The sequence below is a fragment of the Halorubellus litoreus genome (genome assembly GCF_055378595.1).
In genome coordinates, this window is the sequence record NZ_AP043836.1 from 2,755,679 (window position 1) to 2,776,041 (window position 20,363).

Consider the following 20,363-nt stretch of genomic DNA (forward strand, 5'->3'; position numbering starts at 1 on the left):
GTGAACGCCACACCTCACGCTTTCGGCGGTGTGCGAAAGAACAGCAAAGAGAAACACCTCGACAGCGGAACGACCCCGAACGCATCGAGGCGTCGATGCTTCGAGTGCGAAGTCGACAGCTGTCTCCCGGGACTCGCCGCGTACGTCTACTCGCGGAGGCGCTCGGCGACGAGCTCCTCGAGGTCGTCGCGGAGTTCGTCCACGTCGACCTCGTCGAGCACCGGCACGAAGAAGCCCTCGACGAGCATGTTCTTCGCGACCTGCGGGTGCACGCCGCGCGACGTCATGTAGAACAGGTCCTGCTCGTCGACCTGCCCGACCGTCGCGGAGTGACTCGCTTCGGTGTCGTGGTTGTTGATGATGAGCTTCGGGCTCGCGTCCGCCTCGCTCTCGTCGGAGAGCATGAGCGTGTTCTCGCGCTGGTACGAGCTCGTGTCCCACGCGTCCGTTCCGACGTCCTGCACGCCCTCGTACACCGAGCGCGCCTCATCGTCGAGGACGCCACGCGTCACGAGGTCCGCGGTCGTGTGCTCGCCCTGATGCCAGACGCGCGCCGCGATGTCGATGTGCTGGTCGTCGTGCCCGAAGAACGCACCGACGGTCTTCGTCTCCGAGGAATCACCCTTCAGGTACGTCTCGACGCTGGACTTCGTGAGGCGCGAGCCGATGTTGCCCTCGATCCAGTCGACCGTCGCGTACGTCCCGGCGTGCCCGCGCTTCAGCGTGTAGTTGTACGTCTCCTCGTCGAGATTCTGGAGCGCACCGTACTGCACGCGAGAGTTCTCGCCAGCGACGACCTCGACGATACCGCTGTAGTAGCGCGCGCCCTCGACGTCCTCGCCCGTGCTCTGGCGTTCGAGGATCGTGACCGAGGAGGATTCCTCGGTGACGACGAGCGTGTAGTTGAACAGCGACCGCGAGTTCATCGCGGTCCGGATCTTCACGTCCTCCGCGTCCACGCCCTCCGGAACGTAGATGACGGTGCCCGCGGAGAACAGCGCCGTCGACAGCGCCGTGAGGTAGTTCTCCTCGGGGTCGACGACGCTCGCGAAGTGCTCGCGGACGAGGTCGCCGTGCTCGGCGAGCGCCTCGCTCCACTCCAGCACTTCGATCCCCTCGTCGCTCACGCGGTCCTTGTCCTGGGCCGCGTTCAGCGGGTCGACGAGCGTCTCGAAGTCGAGCGCGTGAAGGTTCGTCCAGTCACGACCCGGCGTCCGGATGACGTCCGGCATGTCGAGGTCGTCGAGCGCCTCGAGCGCTTCGACGCGGGTCTCGGTGAGCCACTCCGGCTCGTCGAGGTCCGCGGAGATCTGTTCCACCTGCTCTCGTGTGAGGTTCGCGTGTACCTGCGTACTCATTGTCTCCTCCCGGGAGTTACCCGAGGCTACCCTCCATCTCGAGTTCGATGAGGCGGTTCAGTTCGACCGCGTACTCGATCGGCAGTTCCTCCGTGATCGGTTCGATGAAGCCGGCGACGATCATCTGCTTGGCGTCGTCGTCGTCCAGTCCGCGCGACTGGAGGTAGAAGACGTCCTCGTCGCCGATCTTGCCGACGGTCGCCTCGTGGGCGACGTCGACCTTCGACTCCTGGATCTCCATGTACGGCATCGTGTCCGACGTCGACTCGTTGTCGAACATCAGCGCGTCGCACTCGACGGACGTGGAGGAGTTCTCCGCACCATCAGAGATGTGGACGAGCCCGCGGTAGTTCGTGCGGCCGCCGTCCTTGCTGATGGACTTCGACTCGATCGTCGACTTCGTGTCCGGCGCGTTGTGGTAGACCTTCGCGCCCGTGTCGATGTCCTGCCCTTCGCCAGCGAACGCGATCGTGATGTGGTTGTCCGTCGCGCCACGACCCTTCAGGATCGTCGCGGGGTACAGCATCGTCGCCTTCGACCCCATCGACCCGGACACCCACTCCATCGTCCCCTCGGATTCGACGATAGCGCGCTTCGTGTTCAGGTTGTACGTGTTCTTCGACCAGTTCTGCACGGTCGAGTACTGAACGTGCGCGTTCTCGCCGACGAAGACCTCCACACCGCCGCTGTGGAGGTTGAACGCCGAGTACTTCGGCGCCGAACAGCCCTCGATGTAGTGCACCTCGGAGTTCTCCTCCGCGATGATGAGCGTGTGCTCGAACTGGCCCATCCCCTCGGAGTTCATCCGGAAGTACGCCTGCACCGGCATCTCGACGGTCGTGTCCTCGGGGACGTAGACGAACGACCCACCGGACCAGACCGCGCCGTGCAGCGCCGCGAACTTGTTGTCGCTCGGCGGCACGCACTTCGTCATGAAGTACTCCTTGACCTTCTCCTCGTGCTCCTGGACCGCCTTGTCCATGTCGCAGAAGATGACGCCCTTCTCCTCCCAGCGCTCCTGCATGTTCTGGTAGACGATCTCGGACTCGTACTGCGCGCCGACCCCGCTCAGGGCCTCGCGCTCGGCCTCGGGGATGCCGAGCTTCTCGAACGTGTCCTGGATCTCCTCCGGGAGGTCCTCCCAGTTCTCCGCGCCGCCGCGCGTCTCGATGTCCGGCCGGATGTACGGCACGATCTCGTCGATGTCGACCTCAGAGAGGTCGGGCTGGCCGGGCCAGTCCGTCGGCATCGGCATCTCCTGGAACTGCTTGAGCGCACGCAGACGGCGCTCGTACATCCACTCCGGTTCGTCCTTGTCCTCCGAGATGAGACGGATGGTCTCCTCGGTCAGGCCCTTCTCCGTCTGGAAGGCGGACTTCTCCTCCTTCTTGAACTCGAAGCGAGCCTCGGTGTCGGTCTCCTTCAGGTGGTCTTGATCTGAACTCATGATTGATGTATCCTTGTTTGGTGGGCCAGACGGTTAAGCAGTCTCGTAGACCTGCTCGCGAACCCAGTCGTAGCCCTCGTCCTCGAGCTTCTCCGCGAGCTCGGGGCCCTCGCTCATGACGACCTGGCCGTCGAGCATGATGTGGACCTTGTCCGGCTCCACGTAGTCGAGGATGCGCTGGTAGTGCGTGATCTGGAGGACGCCCGTGCCCTGCTCGTCGCGGAGCGCGTTGATGCCCTGCGAGACGTCCTGGAGGCGATCGATGTCGAGCCCGGAGTCGATCTCGTCGAGCACCGCGATGCTCGGCTCGAGGATGGCGGCCTGCAGGACCTCGTTCTGCTTCTTCTCGCCGCCGGAGAAGCCCGCGTTCAGGTACCGCTGCGCGAACTTCGAGTCCATGTCGAGCTGCTCCATCTTCTCCTGGAGCAGGCCCTGGAACTCGGCGACGCCGACCTCGCCCTCGTCGACGTTACCCTCCATCGGGGACGTCTCGTAGCCGACGTCCTCCTCTTCCTCCTCGTCCGCGTCGTCGTCCTCGAAGAGCTCGTCGCGCTCCTCGAGCTTCGCGTTGAGCGCCGTACGGAGGAAGTTCGTCATCGTGACGCCCTCGATCTCCGCGGGGTACTGGAAGCCGAGGAAGATACCGAGCGCCGCGCGCTCGTTCGGTTCGAGCTCGAGGAGGTTCCACGTGCGCTTGTCCTCCGGAATCTCGAAGTCCTCGCCGAAGTCACCCTCTTCGAGGTGCAGGAGCACTTCGCCGTCTGTCACCTCGTAGGCCGGGTGGCCCGCGATGACCTTCGCGGTCGTGGACTTCCCGGACCCGTTCGGTCCCATGAGCGCGTGAATCTCGCCGGAGTACACTTCCAGGTCGACACCGTCGAGAATCTTCTCGCCGTCGTCCTCCGCCACTTTCGCGTGGAGGTTACTGAGTTCGAGTCGTGCCATTAGTGAAGCCTCTTATCACCTGTAGCCTAGGGTGTGTGCCCCATCAAGCTTTCGTAACGCCACCAGTTCTGCTTTGTCTGCGGGAAATAATCTTTCCCGAAAAACAAACGATGTGCGTGAAAGGCTAGCAACCCTTCGCCGACGGCCCGAACCGCACGCCACTGCTGACCACGCTCACCGAGTGAACGCCACTCTACCCGCACCCTCGACGCCCGCAGCTACATGAACGAACCGAGTCCCGTCTGCTCCTGGCCGGTCTTGACCTCGTCCCACGACATCCCCAGCGCCTCGATGACCCGCGCAATCGGGCCCTTCAGCGTCTTGTCCAGCATCTTCTCGTAGTCCACGCTGAACTCCTCGGGAATCTGGTCGTCGTACTCGAAACATATCACGTCCGGGTCGCGCTTGAACTCCCCGTAGAGCGGATTCTCACGCGGATCCAACCCGAGTTCCTCCTCGACGCGCTCGAAGTACGACGGATGCACGCCCTCCAGGTACAGGCGCTTGGGTTTCGAGCCACTGGAGAAGTTCGTCCCGAACAGGAGGTTCGCGTACTTCGCCCCACGAACCTGCGCCGTATCCGTATCGTAGTTGTCGAGCTTCTTCCCGATACCACCCGGAATCGCGATCTCGTCGTAACTGTACTCGCCCGCGAGGAACTCGTCGATGACCTCGCTCACGTACGACCGGATGTTCTCCAGATCCTCCCCGTACACGATGCGCTCGATGACGTCCTTCTGGACCTCCTTCGTCACCGCCGCGATGTCCGAGCGCTTGTACTCGAACCCCGTGATGTCCACGTCGTCCACGTCCTTCCCCTCCTTCCAGACGATGTGGCCCGCGTATCGCTTCTTCTTCCCCGCCTGGAAGAACCGCCGATACAACTTCTCGAACTCGATCTGGAAGCGATGTTCCTCGCCCGCGTCGAGTTCGACGTTGAGCTCGTCGCGTGCGAAGTCGTCGTACGAGGCGTTGATGTACTCCTCTATCTCGAAGGACTGTTCGATGGCCTCCTCGGTCCCGACGTCCGGCCCGAGTTCTATCATGACGCTGTCAGTGTCGCCATATGCGACATGATGCCCCAACTCGTTCGCAGACCTCTCCGTGAACTCTATGACCTCTCTCCCCGTTGCAGTGACGGCAGCGCCCATCTCCTTGTCGTACAGCCGGAACCGGTCCCACCCAAGCACGCCGTAGAGAGAATTCATAATAACCTTGACAGCTGCTTGCTGCTGGTCGTAGGTCTCGTACTCGACGGTGCCGGGTTCGTGCTCGTTCCGTAGCGCCTTCTTGTCCTCGCGTTCGCCGAGGAGTTCGTCGACCATCTCGCGGATCATGCCGTCCGGTTCTTTGCGGAAGTGCGTCCCGTTCGGCGCGCGGTACGTGTCGCCGTCGTACGCGTCGGGGTCGACCTTCGTCTCCGGGCTCGCGTTCACGGTCACCATGCACATCGGGTAGAGGCTCTTGAGGTCGAGCACGGTGACGTTCTCCTTGACGCCCGTGATGGGGTCGAAGACGGCGCCGCCCTCGTAGTCCTCGCTCTCCTGTTGGCCCTTCGAGGGGAGCGCGAACTCGCCGTGGACCTTGTGGAGGACGTACATGTCGACGGTGTCGCCCGCCGTAGGGGCGTCCTCGAGCTTGCAGCCGACGAACGTCCGGACCTCGTCGTAGAACGCGACGATGTCCTGCTTGCGGTCGAGCTCGACGCAGAGCTCGACGTCCCGGAGGTTGTACTCGAGGAGTCGCTTCGGTTCCTGCTCCCAGAGGTCGCCGATGTCCCCCGAGTAGCGTTCCTTCCCGACGTCGAGTTCGGTCTCGCCGACTGCGTCGAGCCGGTAGGAGTCGAGTTCGGTGAACTGCCGGCTCTTGTACGCGTAGAGGAGGTCGAAGACGACGCGGCCCTTGACGTCCGGGCCACCCCAGCCGGACCGCCATACCTCGTTGACGCGCGACAGCCGGTTCGCGTCGAGGTCGTGGTCGTGCGTCGGCGACTGGAGGACGTCCAGGCGGTCGAGGAAGTACGGCGCGTCGAAGTCCTCGAAGTTCCACCCCGTCATCACGTCCGGGTCCGTCTCCGTGACGTAGTCGAGGAACGCCGCGAGCATCGCTTCCTCCTCCTCGAACACCTCGACGCGGTAGTCCATCTCGTCGGGGATGGGGTCGTAGTCGAGGTCGTCGGTGCTCGTCGTCGCTCCCGTGGCGTCGGCGACCTGGAGCCAGCAGACGTACTCGTCGCGATACGAATCGTGACTCGTCAGGCAGACGATCTCCTCCTCGCCGTCCTCGGGGAAGCCGTTCCGGTCGTCGACCTCGATGTCGAACGTGTTCACGCGCGGCGTCACGGTCGCGTCCGTCGCTTCGACGTCCTCGTGGTGGACGCGGATGGCGGAGCCGTCGTCGTTCCACGCGTTCGGGACGCGCAGCCCGCTCTTGACGTCCTTGTCGATGAGGAAGCGGTTCGGGAAGAGGATGTCCGCCTCGTAGTGCTCGAAGTGGTCGCGGACGTTCCCGACGTCCCGCGGCGTCCGCCCGAAGATCCGCGCGAGTTCGTCCCCGCGGATGCTCTCGAAGGGGTTGCCGTCGTCGTCCGCGAGCTCGTACCCGGTGAGGCCGTCGAAATCCGCGATGCGTTCGTCCGAAATGTTCTCGACGGGCGCGTAGAAGTACGGCTGGAACCCGTACACCTTCACGTGCACGGCGGTCTGGTCGTCGGGACGGCGGCCGAAGACGTGGATGATGGGCTCCTCGTTCTCGCCGCGACCCTCGATGGTGTAGTCGACCTGCGTGACCGCGACGTCGAGGTATCCGTCGGCGTCCGGGAGGCCCTCTCGGTCGGTGTCGACGACGGACGCCTCCGAGGAGACGTCGTCGGCGATCGCCCGTGCTTCCTCGTCGGGCCGGTCGCCGTCGTCGCCGCCGGAGAACGCGTCGGTCAGCGACATCTGTCCGGCGTCCGAATCTGTCATGTCCACACCCTCGGGGGCCCCCAGTAAAAAGAACCCTGATTAGGTGCGTTCAGCCCGGCCGTCTCGCGCCCGGTAGACGCCGATTAATCCCCGCGCCGTCTTGCGGGTCGTGGGATTGCGGTGGCAACAAGACCTTTATGTATGTGAGTTCTTGGCACAGGTGGAGGTGAACGGGCTTGACCAACCACGCACCAGACGGTGACGAACAGCAGGCCGACGACCGTGAGCCCGAGGCAGACGAGATGGGGTCAATCGAGACATACGAGACGAACGACGGCGTCGTATTCTACGACGCGGAGAACCCGCTCGCGTGGGTGGAAGCCAACGAGACGTGCTCGCTCCGAGAGCGAGCCTGACACCGCGCGACCGCCAACGAACACGCTTTTGCTGCCCTGTATCGAATCTTCGACAGTGACGACCGAGGAGGATTCGCCCGCCGACGGCGACGCTGAACCCGCCGACGCAGCCGCGACCAAGAGCGACGCGTCGGGGCGAGACGAGGACGCGGACGAGCGCCGCGGCGAGAGTGCGGCGGCGTCGGCGGCGCGCGAGGACGCGGAGGCGGACGGCATCGAGTCGCGACTCGCCGGCGGGCCTGACGCGCTCGCCGACCCGCGCGACGGCCTCCAGAATCCAGCGGAGAACGTCCCGCGACCCGAGGTCCCGGACACCACGCCGGACACGCCCGAGGCACCGTCGACGGACGACGTCCCCGAGGGATTGCGCGCGGAGTTCTGGGAGCTCGTGTTCGCCGCGAACGTCGCGCTCTTCGGGCTCTCGCTGGGCGCGATGCTCGTCGGCTTCCAGGAGAACGTCCCCCTCGGATTGCTCGCACTGCTCGTCGGCGGACTCGCCGGGCTCTTCCTCGTCCACAGGTATCGGAACCGCCAGCACACGCCCTGACCGAACCCTGCTCCGACTGCGTTCGCGGGGACCGTGACGCCTAACCGCCCCGCCAGCCAATCCCGGGGTATGCGTACCGTCGAAGGTCCCGATGGCGCCACGCTCATCGTGCGGAAGGCGTCCGGTGACTCGCTGCTCGTCGCCGACCCCGAGACCGGCGAGGAGCGCTACGTCGCGCGCAGCGACGTCACCGAACTCGACGGCGACTCCGCGCTCGCGGCCGCAGCGACCGGCGTTCCGCTCGCGACGCGTCGCGTCCTCACCGCCGTCCACGACGACGAGTCGCTCGGCCTCCTCCTCGAACTCGCCGACCGCGGGCCGCTCCCGGCGGTGACGCTCCTCGACGACTACGACCGCTGCGAGAGCGACCTCCACGGCCTCCTCACCGAGTTCCGCGCCGCCGGGCTCGTCGAAGAGACCCGCGTCCACGGCGAACGCGGATACGACGCCACCGCGCTCGCTCGCGACGGCATCGCACACCTCAGGACGGACGCGAACGGAGACGGCGAGCGACGTGGACTGGGAGGCGATTAACGACCACGTACACCTCGGGCCGAAAACAGCGTCCGCGGTCAGTCGTCGGCGAGCAGGTCCGCGGTCGGCGTCTCCCCGATCTCGACCGTGGAGCGGTTCGTCGTCGAGTCCTTCCGGACGTGCACGAGTTCGTCGGCTGCACCGACGAGTTCCTCGTCGTGACTCACGACGAGGATCTGTTCGACGCCGTAGTCCACGCGCATCGTCTCCACGAGCGTCAACAGCTGGGTGACGTGCCCGGAGTCGAGGAAGACCGTCGGCTCGTCGAGGATGAGCGGCGGCATCGGCGCCGCCCCCTCGACGCCCTCCGCGAGCAAGCGATAGATCGCACAGCGCAGACTCAGGTTGAACAAGGCGCGTTCTCCGCCAGAGAGCTGGTCGGGGTCCAGGGTCTCCCCGTCCTTCTGGTAGACCGTCAACTCGTAGTCGCCCGATAGCTCGATGTGCGAATACGAGTCGTTCTGGTAGACGAGGTCGAACGTCTCGTTCAGCATCCGCTCGAGGGTCTCGACGTTCTGCCGGCGGAGTTCCGCGCGGAGTTCGCCGTACATCTCCTGGAGGTCCTGGGTCTCGTCGTACAGCGACTCCAGGGCGTCGACGCGCTCGCGGGCGGCGTCGCGCTTCTCGCGGAGCGACTCGAGTTCCTCGATCTCGCCGCGAACGCCACCGATGTCGTTCTGGAGTTGGTCCCGCTCCTCGCGGAGCGACTCGAGTTCGGACGCGGCCTTCTCGATGTATCTTTCGGCGCGGTCCTTCTCCGCCCGTGCCTCCTCGACGACGGACTCGTCGACCGCGGCCTCGAGCTCCTGCTTGCGCTCGCGTTTCTCCGCGAGCCACTCGCGGCGCTCCTCGTTCGACTCGGCGAGGCTCGCGCGCTCCTCGCGGAGTCGCTCGACGTCCTCGCGGGCATCCGCGAGCGCGTCGCTCGCCTCCCGGAGCGCTTCGAGCGTCTCGATGCGCGCTTTCGCCTGGGTCTTCTCGCCGTTGGCCTCCCCGAGGTCGCTCCGCAGGTCGTCGGCGTCGTCGCGCGCTTCGGCCGCGGCCTCGCGCTTCTCGGCTGCAGCCGACTCGCGCTCGTCGGCTTCCTCGAGTAGCGACTCGCGGCGTTCCCGCTTGTCGGCGACGCTCGAGCGCTTCTCGTCGAGGAGCTGTCGGAGGTTCTCGAGGTTGTCCTCGAGCGACGCCACCTCGCGCTCGCGCTCCCGCAGCGCTTCGGCGGCCTCGATGCGGTCCGCCACGCTCTCGAGGTCGTCGTCGAGCGCATCGAGTTCCGCTTTTTTCGCGTCGAGGCGCTCGCGGTCCTCGTCCAGCGAGTCGACGTGCGGCGACCCGTCGACGGACTGCCCGCACTCCGGGCACTTCCCCTCCTCGAGGAGACGCTCGCCTTCCTCGATGCGGTCGCGGAGCGACTCCACCTCGGCCCGGACCGCGTCGCGCTCCTCGCGCAGGTCGTCGCGCTCGGCTTCGCGCTCCGCGACGAGCGACTCGGCGTCGCCGAACTCGACGGGCGCGTTCTCGAACGCCGCCCGCTCCTCAGCGATGTCGTCCTCCAGATCCTCGACCTTCGCCTCTCGGTCCGCGAGTTCGTTCTCCGCCGTCTCGACGTCGTCGGCGAGCGACTCGGCTTCCTCGCGCTTCGTGTCGGCCTCCGCCTCGAGTTCCTCGGCGCGCTCCGCGAGCCGGTCCGCCTCGTCCGTCTTCGACCCGATGTCGACCGACAGCTCGTTGATGCGCTCCTGGAGCGCGTCGACCTCGTCCTCGAGGGCCGCGACCGCGTCGTCGACCGCGTCCACGTCGACGGTCCCGTCTCCGTTCCGCACCGCCGCTGCGTCGAGCGACGACGCCTCGAGGTGCTCCGATACTGCAGTCTCGTGCTCGTCGGCGGCCTCCCGACGCTCCGCGATGCGCTCCTTGAGGTCGTCGCGCTCGCGCTCGGTCTCGCTGATCTTCGCCTGGAGTTCCTCGACGTCGTCCTCGATGGCCTCGAGCTCCTCGCGTTTCTCCTCGTGCTCGTCCAGGACGGCTTGCGCGTCGTCGCGCGTCCCCTTCGCGGTCTCCACCTGCTCCTCCAGGCGCTCTATCTCCGCGGTCGTCTCGTTGCGCTTGGATTCGAGCGCGTTCAACCGATCGTGGAGGCCCTTCGCCTCCTTCTCCTCGACGTCCGATTTGCGATTTTCATAGGTCTGTTCTGCATCTCGAAGAACGTCTCGTACTGCCAACCGCGCGTCGCTCGCGCGCTCTCGGTACTCCTCTAGCTTCCCGAGCTGGAGGAGGTCGTCGAGCATGTCCTGTCGCTCGCTGGGGGTGGCGTGGATGAGCTTGTTCACCTCGCCCTGCTGGACGTACGCGCAGTTCACGAACGCGTCCGCGTCCATCCGCAGGAGGTCCGCGATGGCGCCGTCGACCGCGGTCGCGCCCTCCCACGTCTCGTCGTCGGGGCCTTCGAGCAGGCAGTCGTGACTGACGCGGTCGCCGTAGTCCTTCAGCGACCGTTCGAGGTGGTACTCGGCACCGGCGTGCCGGAACCAGAGTTCGACGACCGTCTCGTCCTCGCCGGTTCGGATGACGCTCTCCCGGGTGCCGTCGATGGCGGCGCTCCCGTAGAGCGCGAAGAAGCACGCCTCCAGGAGCGAGGACTTCCCGCTCCCGTTCACGCCGTGGACGACCGTGACGCCGGGTTCGAGCGAGAGGTCGGCGTCCGCGTAGCACTTGAAGTTCTCGAGGGCGACCCGCTGGAACCTCACAGGAACTCACCCATCGAGGACTGGTCCTCGCCGTCGCCGCCGTCCGCGGCCGCGGCGTCGACCGCCGCCGACTGGTCGTCCCCGTCGAGCGATTCGTCGGTGGCCTCGTCCGCGGCGTCGAGCGATTCGTCGGTGGCCTCGTCCGCGGCGTCGAGCGATTCGTCGGTGGCTTGGTCGCCGACCGTTTCGTCGTCGTCGGCGTTCGCCGCGTCGTCTGCGGTGGCGAACGCGTCGAGGGCGTCGTCGTCGACGATGTCCCGGACGCGCTTTTCGACGGTGCCGCGGACGTTCGAGTCCGCGACCGCGCTCTCGCGGACGGTCTCGTCGATCCCACGCGCGGCCTCGCTCAGTCCGAGGTCGCGGACGCGCTCGCGGACCGCCTCGTCGGGGTCCGCGAACGAGACGTTCGTCTCCGTGTCGACGGTGACGTCCCGCCGGTCGTTCACGCGAACGACGAGCGCGCCGTCGTCGAGCGCGAGCTCCTCGATGGGTGCAGGCGTCACGGGCTCGCCGTCGCCGCGGATGGTGACGACGACCACGGCGTCGGTCGCGTCGTACTGGCGGATGGCCTCGCGAACGCGGTCCGCGCCCTCACCTGGTTCGAGGTCGACGTCCACGAACACGAACTCGCGCGTATCCAGGCCCCGTCGCGAGATGGCAACGCCCTCGCCGAGTGCGTCGGAGTTCGGTTCGTCCGTGCTCGTCTTCTCGTCCGCGTCGAACGTGACGATGTTGTAGCCGCGGTCGTCGCGCTCGCTCGCGCTCGCACGCTCGGTCGACCCACAGTACGTCACCCACGCGTCCTGGACGCGCTCGGTGCCGGGCGCGTGGTTGTCGCCGAGGAGGACGGCGTCGAAGGCGACCGTGGATTCGTCGAGGAGTCGGTCGGTGTCCCAGTCGGCGTGCGCGAACGGCTCGAACAGCCCGTGCGAGACGAGCGCCGCGTGCGTCGCGTCGTGCTCGGTGAACTCGTACTCGAGGTCCTCGCGTCGCGACCGCGGCACGAAGTCCAGCCCGTAGAACGCGGTGTCGTCGACGACTCGCGGTTCGTCGCCGAGGCGTTCGGCGAGCCCGAGGTCCTCGAAGAGGTCGAGCCACTGTCCGTCGCGCTTCCCCTCGTGGTTCCCGACGACCGCGAGGAACGGGATGCCGGCGTCCCGGAGGTCGCGCAACGCGGCGACGGTTCCCTGGAGGTCCCGGAGGCCGGGTCGTCTATCGTGGAAGAGGTCTCCGGCGTGGACGACCGCGTCGACGTCGTCGTCGACGGCGTCGGCCACCACCTGCTCGAACGCCGCGAGGAAGTCCCGCTGGCGCTCGGGCGAGTGGTACTGGCGGTAGCCGACGTGGGTGTCGCCCGTGTGAATCACCCGTGTCATACCCCGGCCTTGGCCGGCATCGCCTAAAGGGGTTTGCAGAGCGCGGCGGAAGTGAACGGCGCCGGTGGGGGGTACCGCACGCGTACGTCGTCGCGCCCGGTCGAGGTCTGGTGCGCTCTAGTCGAGCTTGAGCGTGTAGATGCGCTTGCGGGCGTCGGAGAAAGAGAACCGCGAGTCGACGACGTGCTCGTCCTCGAGGCGGTTCAGGGCGTAGCGGACGGTGCGCGCGGGCAGCAGGGTCTCCTCGGCGAGCTGGCTCTGGGTCAGGGAGTCCTCGTACTCGAGGACCTTTGCGACGAGCTTCGCGCTCGGCGGCAGGTCGGTCACGTCGTCCCACGTGCCCGTCGGTTCTTCGTTGGCTTCCTCGTCGCGATGGTCGTAGACGTTCGTGCTCATCGTAGCACACCATAGCCCATACTCCCTAATAATACTAACCATGTTCGAATATTCCTGATGGTAATATAGAGTATGGTCGGTGGGTGCTTTATGCCACAATCAAGCATAGCACTGTCTGCGGTGGAACTGCCTGTCGTCCACCGTCTGCCACGCTTTCGCGCCCGGGACTCCCCCATAGCACGGTCGCGAATCGGCTTTCTCAGTGCACCCGAAGCCTCTTAAGAATCAGTGCCTTACGAGTGGGTGATGACCGATACCGTGGACGACGTGGACTTCCCGTACGCGGAAGACGCGTCCAAGCAGGAGAAGATCAGCGCCCTGCAGGAGCGCCTCGAAGTCCTGGAGGCGCAGAACGAGGAGATGCGCGACAAACTCCTCGACGCCAACGCCGAGAACAACAAGTACCAGCAGAAACTCGAGCGGCTCACGCACGAGAACAAGAAGCTCAAGCAGTCCCCGCTGTTCGTCGCCACCATCCAGGAAGTGACCGACGACGGCGTCATCATCAAGCAACACGGGAACAACCAGGAGGCCCTCACCGAGGTCACAGACGAGATGAAGGAGGACCTCGAACCGGACGACCGCGTCGCCGTCAACAACTCTCTCTCCATCGTCAAGGAACTCTCCAGCGAGACGGACGTCCGGGCACGGGTGATGGAGGTCACGAAGAGCCCCGAAGTGTCCTACGCGGACATCGGCGGCCTCGAAGAGCAGATGCAGGAGGTCCGCGAGACCGTCGAGATGCCACTCGAGCACCCCGACATGTTCGTGGACGTCGGCATCGAACCGCCGAGCGGCGTCCTCCTGTACGGGCCGCCGGGCACCGGGAAGACGATGCTCGCGAAAGCCGTCGCGAACGAGACGGACGCGACGTTCATCAAGATGGCCGGGAGCGAACTCGTCCACAAGTTCATCGGCGAGGGCGCGAAGCTCGTCCGCGACCTCTTCGAGGTCGCTCGCGAGCACGAGCCCGCCGTCATCTTCATCGACGAGATCGACGCCATCGCCGCGAAGCGTACCGAGTCCAAGACCTCGGGTGACGCGGAGGTCCAGCGGACGATGATGCAGCTCCTCAGTGAGATGGACGGGTTCGAGGACCGCGGCGAGATCCGCATCATCGCCGCCACCAATCGCTTCGACATGCTCGACCGCGCCATCCTCCGCCCCGGGCGCTTCGACCGCCTCATCGAAGTCCCGAAGCCGGACGCCGAGGGCCGCGAACTCATCTTCCAGATCCATACGCGGAACATGAACGTCGCCGACGACCTGGACTTCGCGGCGCTCGCGGAGGACACGGAGAACGCGTCTGGCGCGGACATCAAGGCCATCTGTACGGAGGCCGGGATGTTCGCGATCCGCGACGACCGGACGACGGTCCAGCGGAGCGACTTCGAGGAGGCCTGGGAGAAGATCCAGGCCGAGGAAGAGGACGACGAAGTGTCGAAGACGTTCGCCTGAGCCGCGCCGGGTTCTCCCCTGCGAGGCGTTCGCGTGAGCGGGCTTCGGCGCACTGCCATGCCCGCGCACCGGGTCTCGCGTCGTTCGCGGTCGGAGTGTGGCGGTCGGTGGGACGCTCCAGTTACTTATTTGCCAGTTGCCTCGACAGACTCCGGTATGTCTCCGCGTTCGACTGCTGCTGACTCGACGCACGCGCCGACTACCGGCTCGTTCTCCGTGCCGACGGAGCGGGTCGACGTCGACGGACGGACGGTCGCGTTCGCCTCGTTCGGCGACCCCGAGGGGGCGCCGGTCGTCGCACTGCACGGGACGCCGGGGTCGCGGGCGTTCGGGGCGTTCCTCGACGCGCCGGCGCGCGAGCGCGGCGTTCGCGTGCTCGCGCCGGACCGCCCCGGCTTCGGTGGGTCCGAGCCGCGTCCGGAGCGGTCGGTCGCGGACGCCGCGTCGTTGTTCACGGGCGTCCTCGACGCGCTCGATCTGGATTCGGCGGGCGTCCTCGGGTTCTCCGGCGGCGGCCCGCACGCGCTCGCGTGCCCCGCGCTCGCCCCCGAGCGCGTCCACGGCACGGCACTGCTCGCGAGTCCCGCCCCGCCGGACGCGGACGTCCCCCAAGAGACCATGATTCGCGCGACGCACGCCCTCGCTCGCCACACGAGCCTCGGGCTCTCGCTCGCCTGCCGTATCCAGGCCGCGGTCTTCGGCCGACAGAACGGCGACGGCCTGCTGGACCTCTTCACGACCGCGCCGGTGGCGCACGACGTCGTCGTCGACGACGCCACCGTCCCCGAAGTTCTCGCGACCGAGCGCGACCTGGCGCTCGAACGCGGCCACCGCGGCCTCGTCGACGACTACCGAGCGCTCGCGACAGACTGGGGGTTCGACGAGTACACCGTCGGGCCGACCGTCCACGTCTATCACGGCGCCGACGACGAGAACGTCCACCCGGACGCCGCCGACCACTACGACCGCGTCCTCCCCGACACTCGATTGCACCGCGAGCCCGCTGACCACCTCGAACTCGTCCTCGACCACGCCGGCGACGCGCTCGACGCCGCCGCTGGCCGGTAAGCACGATGCGAACGGGCGTTCGGGCGACGCCGAGCAACGGTCGGGCGTTCAGGCGACGCCGAGGAAGTAGAAGAGCCCGAACGGAATCCCGAACAGGAGGACGGTCATCACGGCGAGCAGGACGAGGTAGCCCGCGGCGGTCGCGCCGGCGGTGAACCACGTCGGGTGGTCGAACTCCGAGAGGTCGACGTTCATACCCAGTCGGTGTGACGCTGGTGACTTAGCGGTTGTCGTTACGGCCGCCGCGCGCGTTTCCGAGCGTTGTTCGCCGCGGCACGGTCAGTCGACTGCGTAGTCGTCGCTGACGTCCACCCACCCGTCCGAGCGTCACGAACACGACGTAGCGATCGGTCGCAGGCGGGCGTACGATGCCGTCACGTCGAGCCAGCTACGTGCTGACAGGCTGGCGGCGGCCGTGCGTGTCGGACACCGTCTGGCGCGTTCCGGACGGCTTTTGACCGGGGACCGCCTTCGACCGATATGACTCGGATCGTCGTGGTCGACAACCACGGACAGTTCACGCACCTCGAGCACCGCGCCCTCCGCGACATGGGCGTCGACACCGAGATCGTCGACAACGAGACGCCCCCGAGCGACGTCGACGCCGACGGTATCGTCCTCTCGGGCGGCCCCGAGATGGACCGTCGCGGCCGCTCGGACGACTACCTCGACGACGACCGCCCCGTCCTCGGCATCTGCCTCGGGATGCAGGTGATGGCGCACGCGCTCGACGGCGGGCGCGTCGGCAGCGGCGAGTACGGCGGGTACGCCGACGTCACCGTCGACATCCTCGACGCGGACGACCCGCTCGTCGGCAGTCTCCACCCGGACACGCGGACGTGGGCGAGTCACGCCGACGAGGTCAAGGAGGTCCCCGACGGGTTCACGCGCACCGCCGAATCCGACGTCTGCGGCGTCGAAGCGATGAGCGACCCCGACCGCGACCTCTACGGCGTCCAGTGGCACCCCGAGGTCGCACACACCGAGGAGGGCGAGGAAGTGTTCGAGAACTTCGTCGCCATCTGCGAGGACCGGTAACGCCGACAGCGACCCGGAGACCGCCCATACTTTCGGCTGCGAGCGTACGAAACTGGTTAGTTAGGCTTATCCCGTTCTGACGTTTCGAAGGGAACACATGACGGCGTCGCAGGGCGACCTCGCGAGTATGTCCCGGTTCATCTTCCGGGCTCCACGCTGGTACACCAGCTGGACGTTCGCCATCGTCTTCGGCGCACTCATCGGCTTCGGCGCGTTCGGTATCGACCCGACGGGCTCGAACTTCGTCACGGACGCCGGCCTCCTCGTCGCGCTCAACGACGCGTTCGAGGGCGTGTTCTTCATCGGCATCCCGACCATCCTCGCGAGCGCCGGAACCGCGTGGGTCGACCAGCGCCTCGGCGGCCAACTCAGTCACAACCGCGCCGCTCTGCTCGCGCTCCTCTGCGAGGTCATCGTCGTCGCGTTCCTCGTCGTCGGCGGCGCCATCGCGCTCGCCTCCGAGACCCTCGGCGCCGGCTTCGTCTTCGACGTCCTCTTCCTCGGGCTGGCGAGCATCTTCGCGCTCCGCTTGTTCGTCATCACCGCCATCTCGCGGCATCGACCGCTCGTCGCCGCCATCCCCGCGAGCATCCAGACCGTCGCCGCCGCCGGCCTCCTGTTCGTGTACTCCGGGACGCTCTACTACCTCAGCACGCCCGAAGGCGGGTTCCCCGAGCGCACGCTCGCGCAGTCGTTCCTCTTCCGACCCGAGCACGCACCCGTCGAGATATCGTACGCGGTCGTCCCCGCGGACTTCGTCCTCCTCGGTGCGGTCTGCCTCCTCCACGGCCTCGCAGTCGTCGGCTTCCTGTACGCGATCGACCGTCCGTGGCGGACGAACATGGGCGTCTCCGTCCTCGACTTCGTCGCTGGCTTCATCGGCCACATCGCGGAGGGGTCGACGGAACTCGAGGACTTCTTCGAGGAGGTCGGCGAGGAGGCGGTCGTTCCCGTCACCGTCACCTCGTTCCGCCGCATGGACGGCACCGAGAAGGCGCGCTGGGTGCTCCCGATGATTCATCCCGGTCCGATGGGCGAGATCGGCGGCGGGAACCTCCCCGAGCGCGTGGCGCGCGAATCCGACGGGCTCGCGTTCCCGCCGCACGCGACCGCGGGTCACGACTTCAACCTCGTGACGAGCCGCGAGGTCGACACCATCATCGACCGCGCCGAAGCAGCGTACGAATCCATCGAGTACGGTCGGGACGCAACCAAGAGCGTCCGAACCGTCGAGGGGAACGCGAAGGTCATCGGGCAGGCGTTCGACGACGGCATCCTCCTCGTCTCCACGCACAGCCCCGAGTTCGCGGACGACGTCGACTACGCCGTCGGTCTCTCGTGTGCCTCGGAGGCGCGCGCCGGCGGGTTCGAGAACGTCCTGCTCGTCGACGCGCACAACTGCAACAACGGCCTCCAGGGCGAGGACCTCGGGCACGTCACGCCCGGGAGCGAGCGCTCGTTCGACATGATGCAGGCGTCGAAGGGCACCGCTCAGGCGCTCGCTGACGCCGACCAGCACCCGCTCCGCCTCGGGACCGCGTGGGACGAGACCGAGTGGGGGCCACTCGACGGCATCGGCCCGCTCGGCGTCCGCATCGCCGTGACCGAGGTCGACGACCAGCTGACGGCGTACGTCCTCGTCGACGGGAACAACATGGAGCCCGGGCTCCGCGAACGCATCCTGAAGGCGCTCGGCGACCGCGTCGAGGACGCCGAGGTTATGACGACCGACACGCACATCGTGAACCAGGTCGAGGCGTCGAACCAGGTCGGCGAATCCATCGACGAGGACGCCCTCATCGCGGTCATCCAGGACCTCGCCGACGACGCCATCGACGACCTCGAACCCGTCGAGGCCGGGATGGCGACCGAGCGCGCGACCGTCACCGTCTTCGGGAACGACCGCACCGAAACCCTCGCCAGTCACGCGAACGTCATGGTGAGCCTCGGCGGCGCACTCGCGCTCCTCGTCACCGCCGGCACCGTCGCCCTCAGCCTCCTCGTCGTCCTCCTCACGAGCGGCACCCTCGGCGCGTTCCTCTGACTTCACACCTCCGAGCGTTGCGGACTCACGACTACGAGGAGATAGCTGGTTCGAGAACGAAGCGAGGACGACCGTCGGTTACTGCTCGTCGGCGTCCTCGAACAGGTCGTCGACGGCGCTGCGTGCGGCGAGCGTCGCGTCCTCGGCGACGGTCTCCTCGTCCACGTCGCTCTCGGGGGCGTGAATCCACACGTCGACCTCGAGCACGCCGTCCTCGAACGTCACCTGGACGTCGAAGTCGTCGACTGCCGAGCGCTTGAACCGGGAGAAAACCAGTCCCTCCGCCGCTTCCGCGGCCGCCTGCACGACTGCTTCGTCGCTGGGCATGCGCTTACGCGCCGCCAGCGCCGCCCATCGGGCCGCCGCCGCCGGCGCCACCGAGCATCTCCTGGAGCTCGCCCTGGAGTTCCTCGAACTGCGTCTGCACGCGCTCCTCCTGCTTCTCGAGGGTCTCGACGCGGATCTCGAGGCTCGAGACCTTCTCGTCGAGGGAGTCAGCGGCGTCGTCGTAGTCGGTCTGGACGAGGAGCTCGCCGACCTCGCGGTACATCGTCGTGTCTTCGTCGATGTCGTCGAGTTCGTCGAGCGCCGTCTGCGCTTCGGTGAGCGAGGACTCCGCCTGCTGCTTCTGGCGGGCGACCTGCTCGGCTGTCTCCTGAAGGTCCTGCAGTTCCTCGATCTTCTCTTGTGCCTCGGGCGGCAGATTGCCTTGCATACCCAGAGGCAGTACGTCCGGATTGAAAAACCCCCGCTTTCGGACCTCGTAGGCGGACAACGCGGAATCCGGTGGTTCAGGACTGGAGGCACCGACACGAGTCGGTTCTCGGCGAGCGAGCCGGTGGTTCGTCGTCGCCGCGCGACTCGGTCAGAAGCCGTCCTCGGTCGGCGTCGCTGGGTTCGCGTGGTCGTCGATGGTCGGTCGTGCTCGGTCGAGGAGTTGTCGGTAGGCGTGCGTGGCGATGGCGATGCGGAAGACGGCGGCGATAGCGCCCGTGATTGCGGCGACGGCGAACCCGGCGGGGCTCGCGGCGACGGCCGCGGCGAGTGACCCGGTGCCGGTCGGGAGTGGAAGCGCGACTACGGTCGGGAGGGAGAACGCGAGCGTGACGGCGAGCACGCCGAGGGCGACGAGAACGAGCGGGACGCGGTTCCCGGCGGCGAGCGACCACGACCGCGTGAACGCCTCGAGCGGGCCGTCGTCGTCGAGCGTCACCGCGAACGACGCGAAGTACACGCCGACGAGCACGTACGCGAACGGGACGAGGCCGAGGAGTGCGAGGAACTCGGAGACGATGGAGGGCAGCAGGAGTGTCGGTATCGCGGTGACGGCGAGGACGACCGCGGTCAGTATCGCGACCACGATGCGGTTCGCGAACACGCGGAGGAAGCGCCGCGAGAAGTGCTCGACGCGGAGGTCGTCGCTCTCCTCGTCGGCGAGCGCGCGGATCGCGCCGATGCGCGCCACCTCGCCCGTCGCGACGGACGCGACGAACAACCAGAACGCGCCCGCGACCGACACGTCGGCCGCCCACGCCAACTGCTCGCGTAACCGCGCGTACTCCGCCTGGACGTCCGCGGGAACCGGTCCCTGCTCGCGCGCCGCTGCCAGCAGCGCTTCCGAGAGCGAAAGCCCGAGCGAGTCCACGGCGACGGACGCGAGCGTCCCGACCACGACGAACAGCGCGCCGAGCGCGACGGCCTTCCGCGAGAGGAACGCGTCGATACCGTCCTGGAACACCACCCGCGGCTCGATCGACATACCCCGACCAGCACGACCCGCCACCGAAAACCCGTCGCTTTCCGCGCAGGACCCACGAGACGAGCGCTCAGGCGAGTGCCGCCGTCCGTTCGGCGACCATCGCGAGCCGCAGCCACGTGTTCGTCGCCGCGCGGAGCGCGGTCAGGTCGCGCGCACCGACCGTGAACGCGACCGTTGCGCCGTCGCGGGAGACCGTCGTCTCGGAGCGGTCGTCGTCTATCTCGCCGACCTCGCGACCGACGCTCCGCTCGACGACCCGAGCCAGCGACTCGTCGTCGTAGGAGAGTTCGAGAACGGTCTCGTGAGAGAACGCGGTCATCGCCCGTC

Annotated in this window: 19 protein-coding genes; 7 read left to right on the top strand and 12 right to left on the bottom strand. The window is 67.0% G+C overall.

All coding sequences use genetic code 11. The features are described 5' to 3' along the window. Positions 1-146: 146 nt before the first annotated feature. The 4 genes from sufD to ACZ48X_RS18005 all read right to left on the bottom strand — a co-directional run bounded on the left by sufD (position 147) and on the right by ACZ48X_RS18005 (position 6,716). Complete coding sequence (sufD, locus tag ACZ48X_RS17990; RefSeq protein WP_336348382.1) at positions 147-1,358, bottom strand: Fe-S cluster assembly protein SufD; 1,212 nt, start codon at positions 1,356-1,358, stop codon at positions 147-149. Between the two features lie 16 nt (positions 1,359-1,374). Continuing rightward, positions 1,375-2,805 carry a Fe-S cluster assembly protein SufB gene (gene sufB, locus ACZ48X_RS17995; RefSeq protein ID WP_336348381.1) on the bottom strand — a complete coding sequence of 477 codons (1,431 nt, stop codon included), beginning with the start codon at positions 2,803-2,805 and terminating at the stop codon, positions 1,375-1,377. A 33-nt stretch (positions 2,806-2,838) separates the two neighbouring features. Beyond that, the gene (locus ACZ48X_RS18000; protein ID WP_336348380.1) at positions 2,839-3,750 is read right to left on the bottom strand and encodes an ABC transporter ATP-binding protein; all 912 of its coding nucleotides are present in this window, start codon (positions 3,748-3,750) and stop codon (positions 2,839-2,841) included. Positions 3,751-3,968: 218 nt separating this feature from the next. Further along, positions 3,969-6,716 carry a DNA-directed DNA polymerase gene (locus ACZ48X_RS18005; protein WP_336348379.1) on the bottom strand — a complete coding sequence of 916 codons (2,748 nt, stop codon included), beginning with the start codon at positions 6,714-6,716 and terminating at the stop codon, positions 3,969-3,971. Between the two features lie 176 nt (positions 6,717-6,892). Between ACZ48X_RS18005 and ACZ48X_RS18010 the strand changes: the two genes are divergently transcribed. From ACZ48X_RS18010 to ACZ48X_RS18020, 3 genes are all read left to right on the top strand, one after another. Continuing rightward, positions 6,893-7,072, top strand: a complete 180-nt coding sequence (locus tag ACZ48X_RS18010) for a DUF7331 family protein (protein WP_336348378.1) — start codon at positions 6,893-6,895, stop codon at positions 7,070-7,072. Positions 7,073-7,127: 55 nt separating this feature from the next. Further along, entirely contained in the window at positions 7,128-7,619 is a 492-nt protein-coding gene (locus tag ACZ48X_RS18015) for a DUF7322 domain-containing protein (protein WP_336348377.1), read from the top strand. A 69-nt stretch (positions 7,620-7,688) separates the two neighbouring features. Beyond that, positions 7,689-8,153 (top strand): DUF7346 family protein, encoded by a 465-nt coding sequence (locus tag ACZ48X_RS18020; RefSeq protein ID WP_336348376.1) that lies wholly within the window; start codon positions 7,689-7,691, stop codon positions 8,151-8,153. Positions 8,154-8,191: 38 nt separating this feature from the next. On the opposite strand, the gene rad50 is transcribed toward ACZ48X_RS18020, so the two are convergent. The 3 genes from rad50 to ACZ48X_RS18035 all read right to left on the bottom strand — a co-directional run bounded on the left by rad50 (position 8,192) and on the right by ACZ48X_RS18035 (position 12,669). Continuing rightward, positions 8,192-10,897: a DNA double-strand break repair ATPase Rad50 gene (gene rad50 / locus ACZ48X_RS18025; RefSeq protein WP_336348375.1), complete on the bottom strand. Its 2,706-nt coding sequence runs from the start codon at positions 10,895-10,897 to the stop codon at positions 8,192-8,194. Further along, complete coding sequence (gene mre11 / locus ACZ48X_RS18030) at positions 10,894-12,273, bottom strand: DNA double-strand break repair protein Mre11 (protein ID WP_336348374.1); 1,380 nt, start codon at positions 12,271-12,273, stop codon at positions 10,894-10,896. The genes rad50 and mre11 overlap by 4 nt, the downstream gene beginning before the upstream one ends. Positions 12,274-12,390: 117 nt before the next feature. Next, complete coding sequence (locus tag ACZ48X_RS18035; RefSeq protein WP_336348373.1) at positions 12,391-12,669, bottom strand: MarR family transcriptional regulator; 279 nt, start codon at positions 12,667-12,669, stop codon at positions 12,391-12,393. Between the two features lie 246 nt (positions 12,670-12,915). On the opposite strand from ACZ48X_RS18035, the gene pan1 reads away from it, so the two are divergent. After that, a complete protein-coding gene (pan1, locus tag ACZ48X_RS18040) occupies positions 12,916-14,127 on the top strand; it encodes a proteasome-activating nucleotidase Pan1 (RefSeq protein ID WP_336348372.1) in 1,212 nt (403 codons plus the stop codon). A 156-nt stretch (positions 14,128-14,283) separates the two neighbouring features. Next, complete coding sequence (locus ACZ48X_RS18045) at positions 14,284-15,195, top strand: alpha/beta hydrolase (protein ID WP_336348371.1); 912 nt, start codon at positions 14,284-14,286, stop codon at positions 15,193-15,195. Between the two features lie 48 nt (positions 15,196-15,243). On the opposite strand, the gene ACZ48X_RS18050 is transcribed toward ACZ48X_RS18045, so the two are convergent. After that, positions 15,244-15,390 (bottom strand): hypothetical protein, encoded by a 147-nt coding sequence (locus ACZ48X_RS18050; protein WP_336348370.1) that lies wholly within the window; start codon positions 15,388-15,390, stop codon positions 15,244-15,246. 285 nt (positions 15,391-15,675) lie between these two features. On the opposite strand from ACZ48X_RS18050, the gene ACZ48X_RS18055 reads away from it, so the two are divergent. Continuing rightward, on the top strand, positions 15,676-16,233 hold the full coding sequence (locus ACZ48X_RS18055; protein ID WP_336348369.1) for a GMP synthase subunit A: 558 nt from the start codon (positions 15,676-15,678) through the stop codon (positions 16,231-16,233). Between the two features lie 97 nt (positions 16,234-16,330). Further along, entirely contained in the window at positions 16,331-18,277 is a 1,947-nt protein-coding gene (locus ACZ48X_RS18060; protein WP_336348368.1) for a DUF2070 family protein, read from the top strand. A gap of 78 nt (positions 18,278-18,355) precedes the next feature. On the opposite strand, the gene ACZ48X_RS18065 is transcribed toward ACZ48X_RS18060, so the two are convergent. The 4 genes from ACZ48X_RS18065 to ACZ48X_RS18080 all read right to left on the bottom strand — a co-directional run bounded on the left by ACZ48X_RS18065 (position 18,356) and on the right by ACZ48X_RS18080 (position 20,355). After that, entirely contained in the window at positions 18,356-18,604 is a 249-nt protein-coding gene (locus tag ACZ48X_RS18065) for a DUF3194 domain-containing protein (protein WP_336348367.1), read from the bottom strand. 4 nt (positions 18,605-18,608) lie between these two features. Continuing rightward, positions 18,609-18,992: a prefoldin subunit beta gene (locus tag ACZ48X_RS18070; protein ID WP_227134821.1), complete on the bottom strand. Its 384-nt coding sequence runs from the start codon at positions 18,990-18,992 to the stop codon at positions 18,609-18,611. 150 nt (positions 18,993-19,142) lie between these two features. Next, complete coding sequence (locus ACZ48X_RS18075) at positions 19,143-20,036, bottom strand: DUF7847 domain-containing protein (protein ID WP_336348366.1); 894 nt, start codon at positions 20,034-20,036, stop codon at positions 19,143-19,145. A 67-nt stretch (positions 20,037-20,103) separates the two neighbouring features. Next, positions 20,104-20,355: a KEOPS complex subunit Pcc1 gene (locus ACZ48X_RS18080; protein WP_336348365.1), complete on the bottom strand. Its 252-nt coding sequence runs from the start codon at positions 20,353-20,355 to the stop codon at positions 20,104-20,106. Positions 20,356-20,363 lie beyond the last annotated feature (8 nt).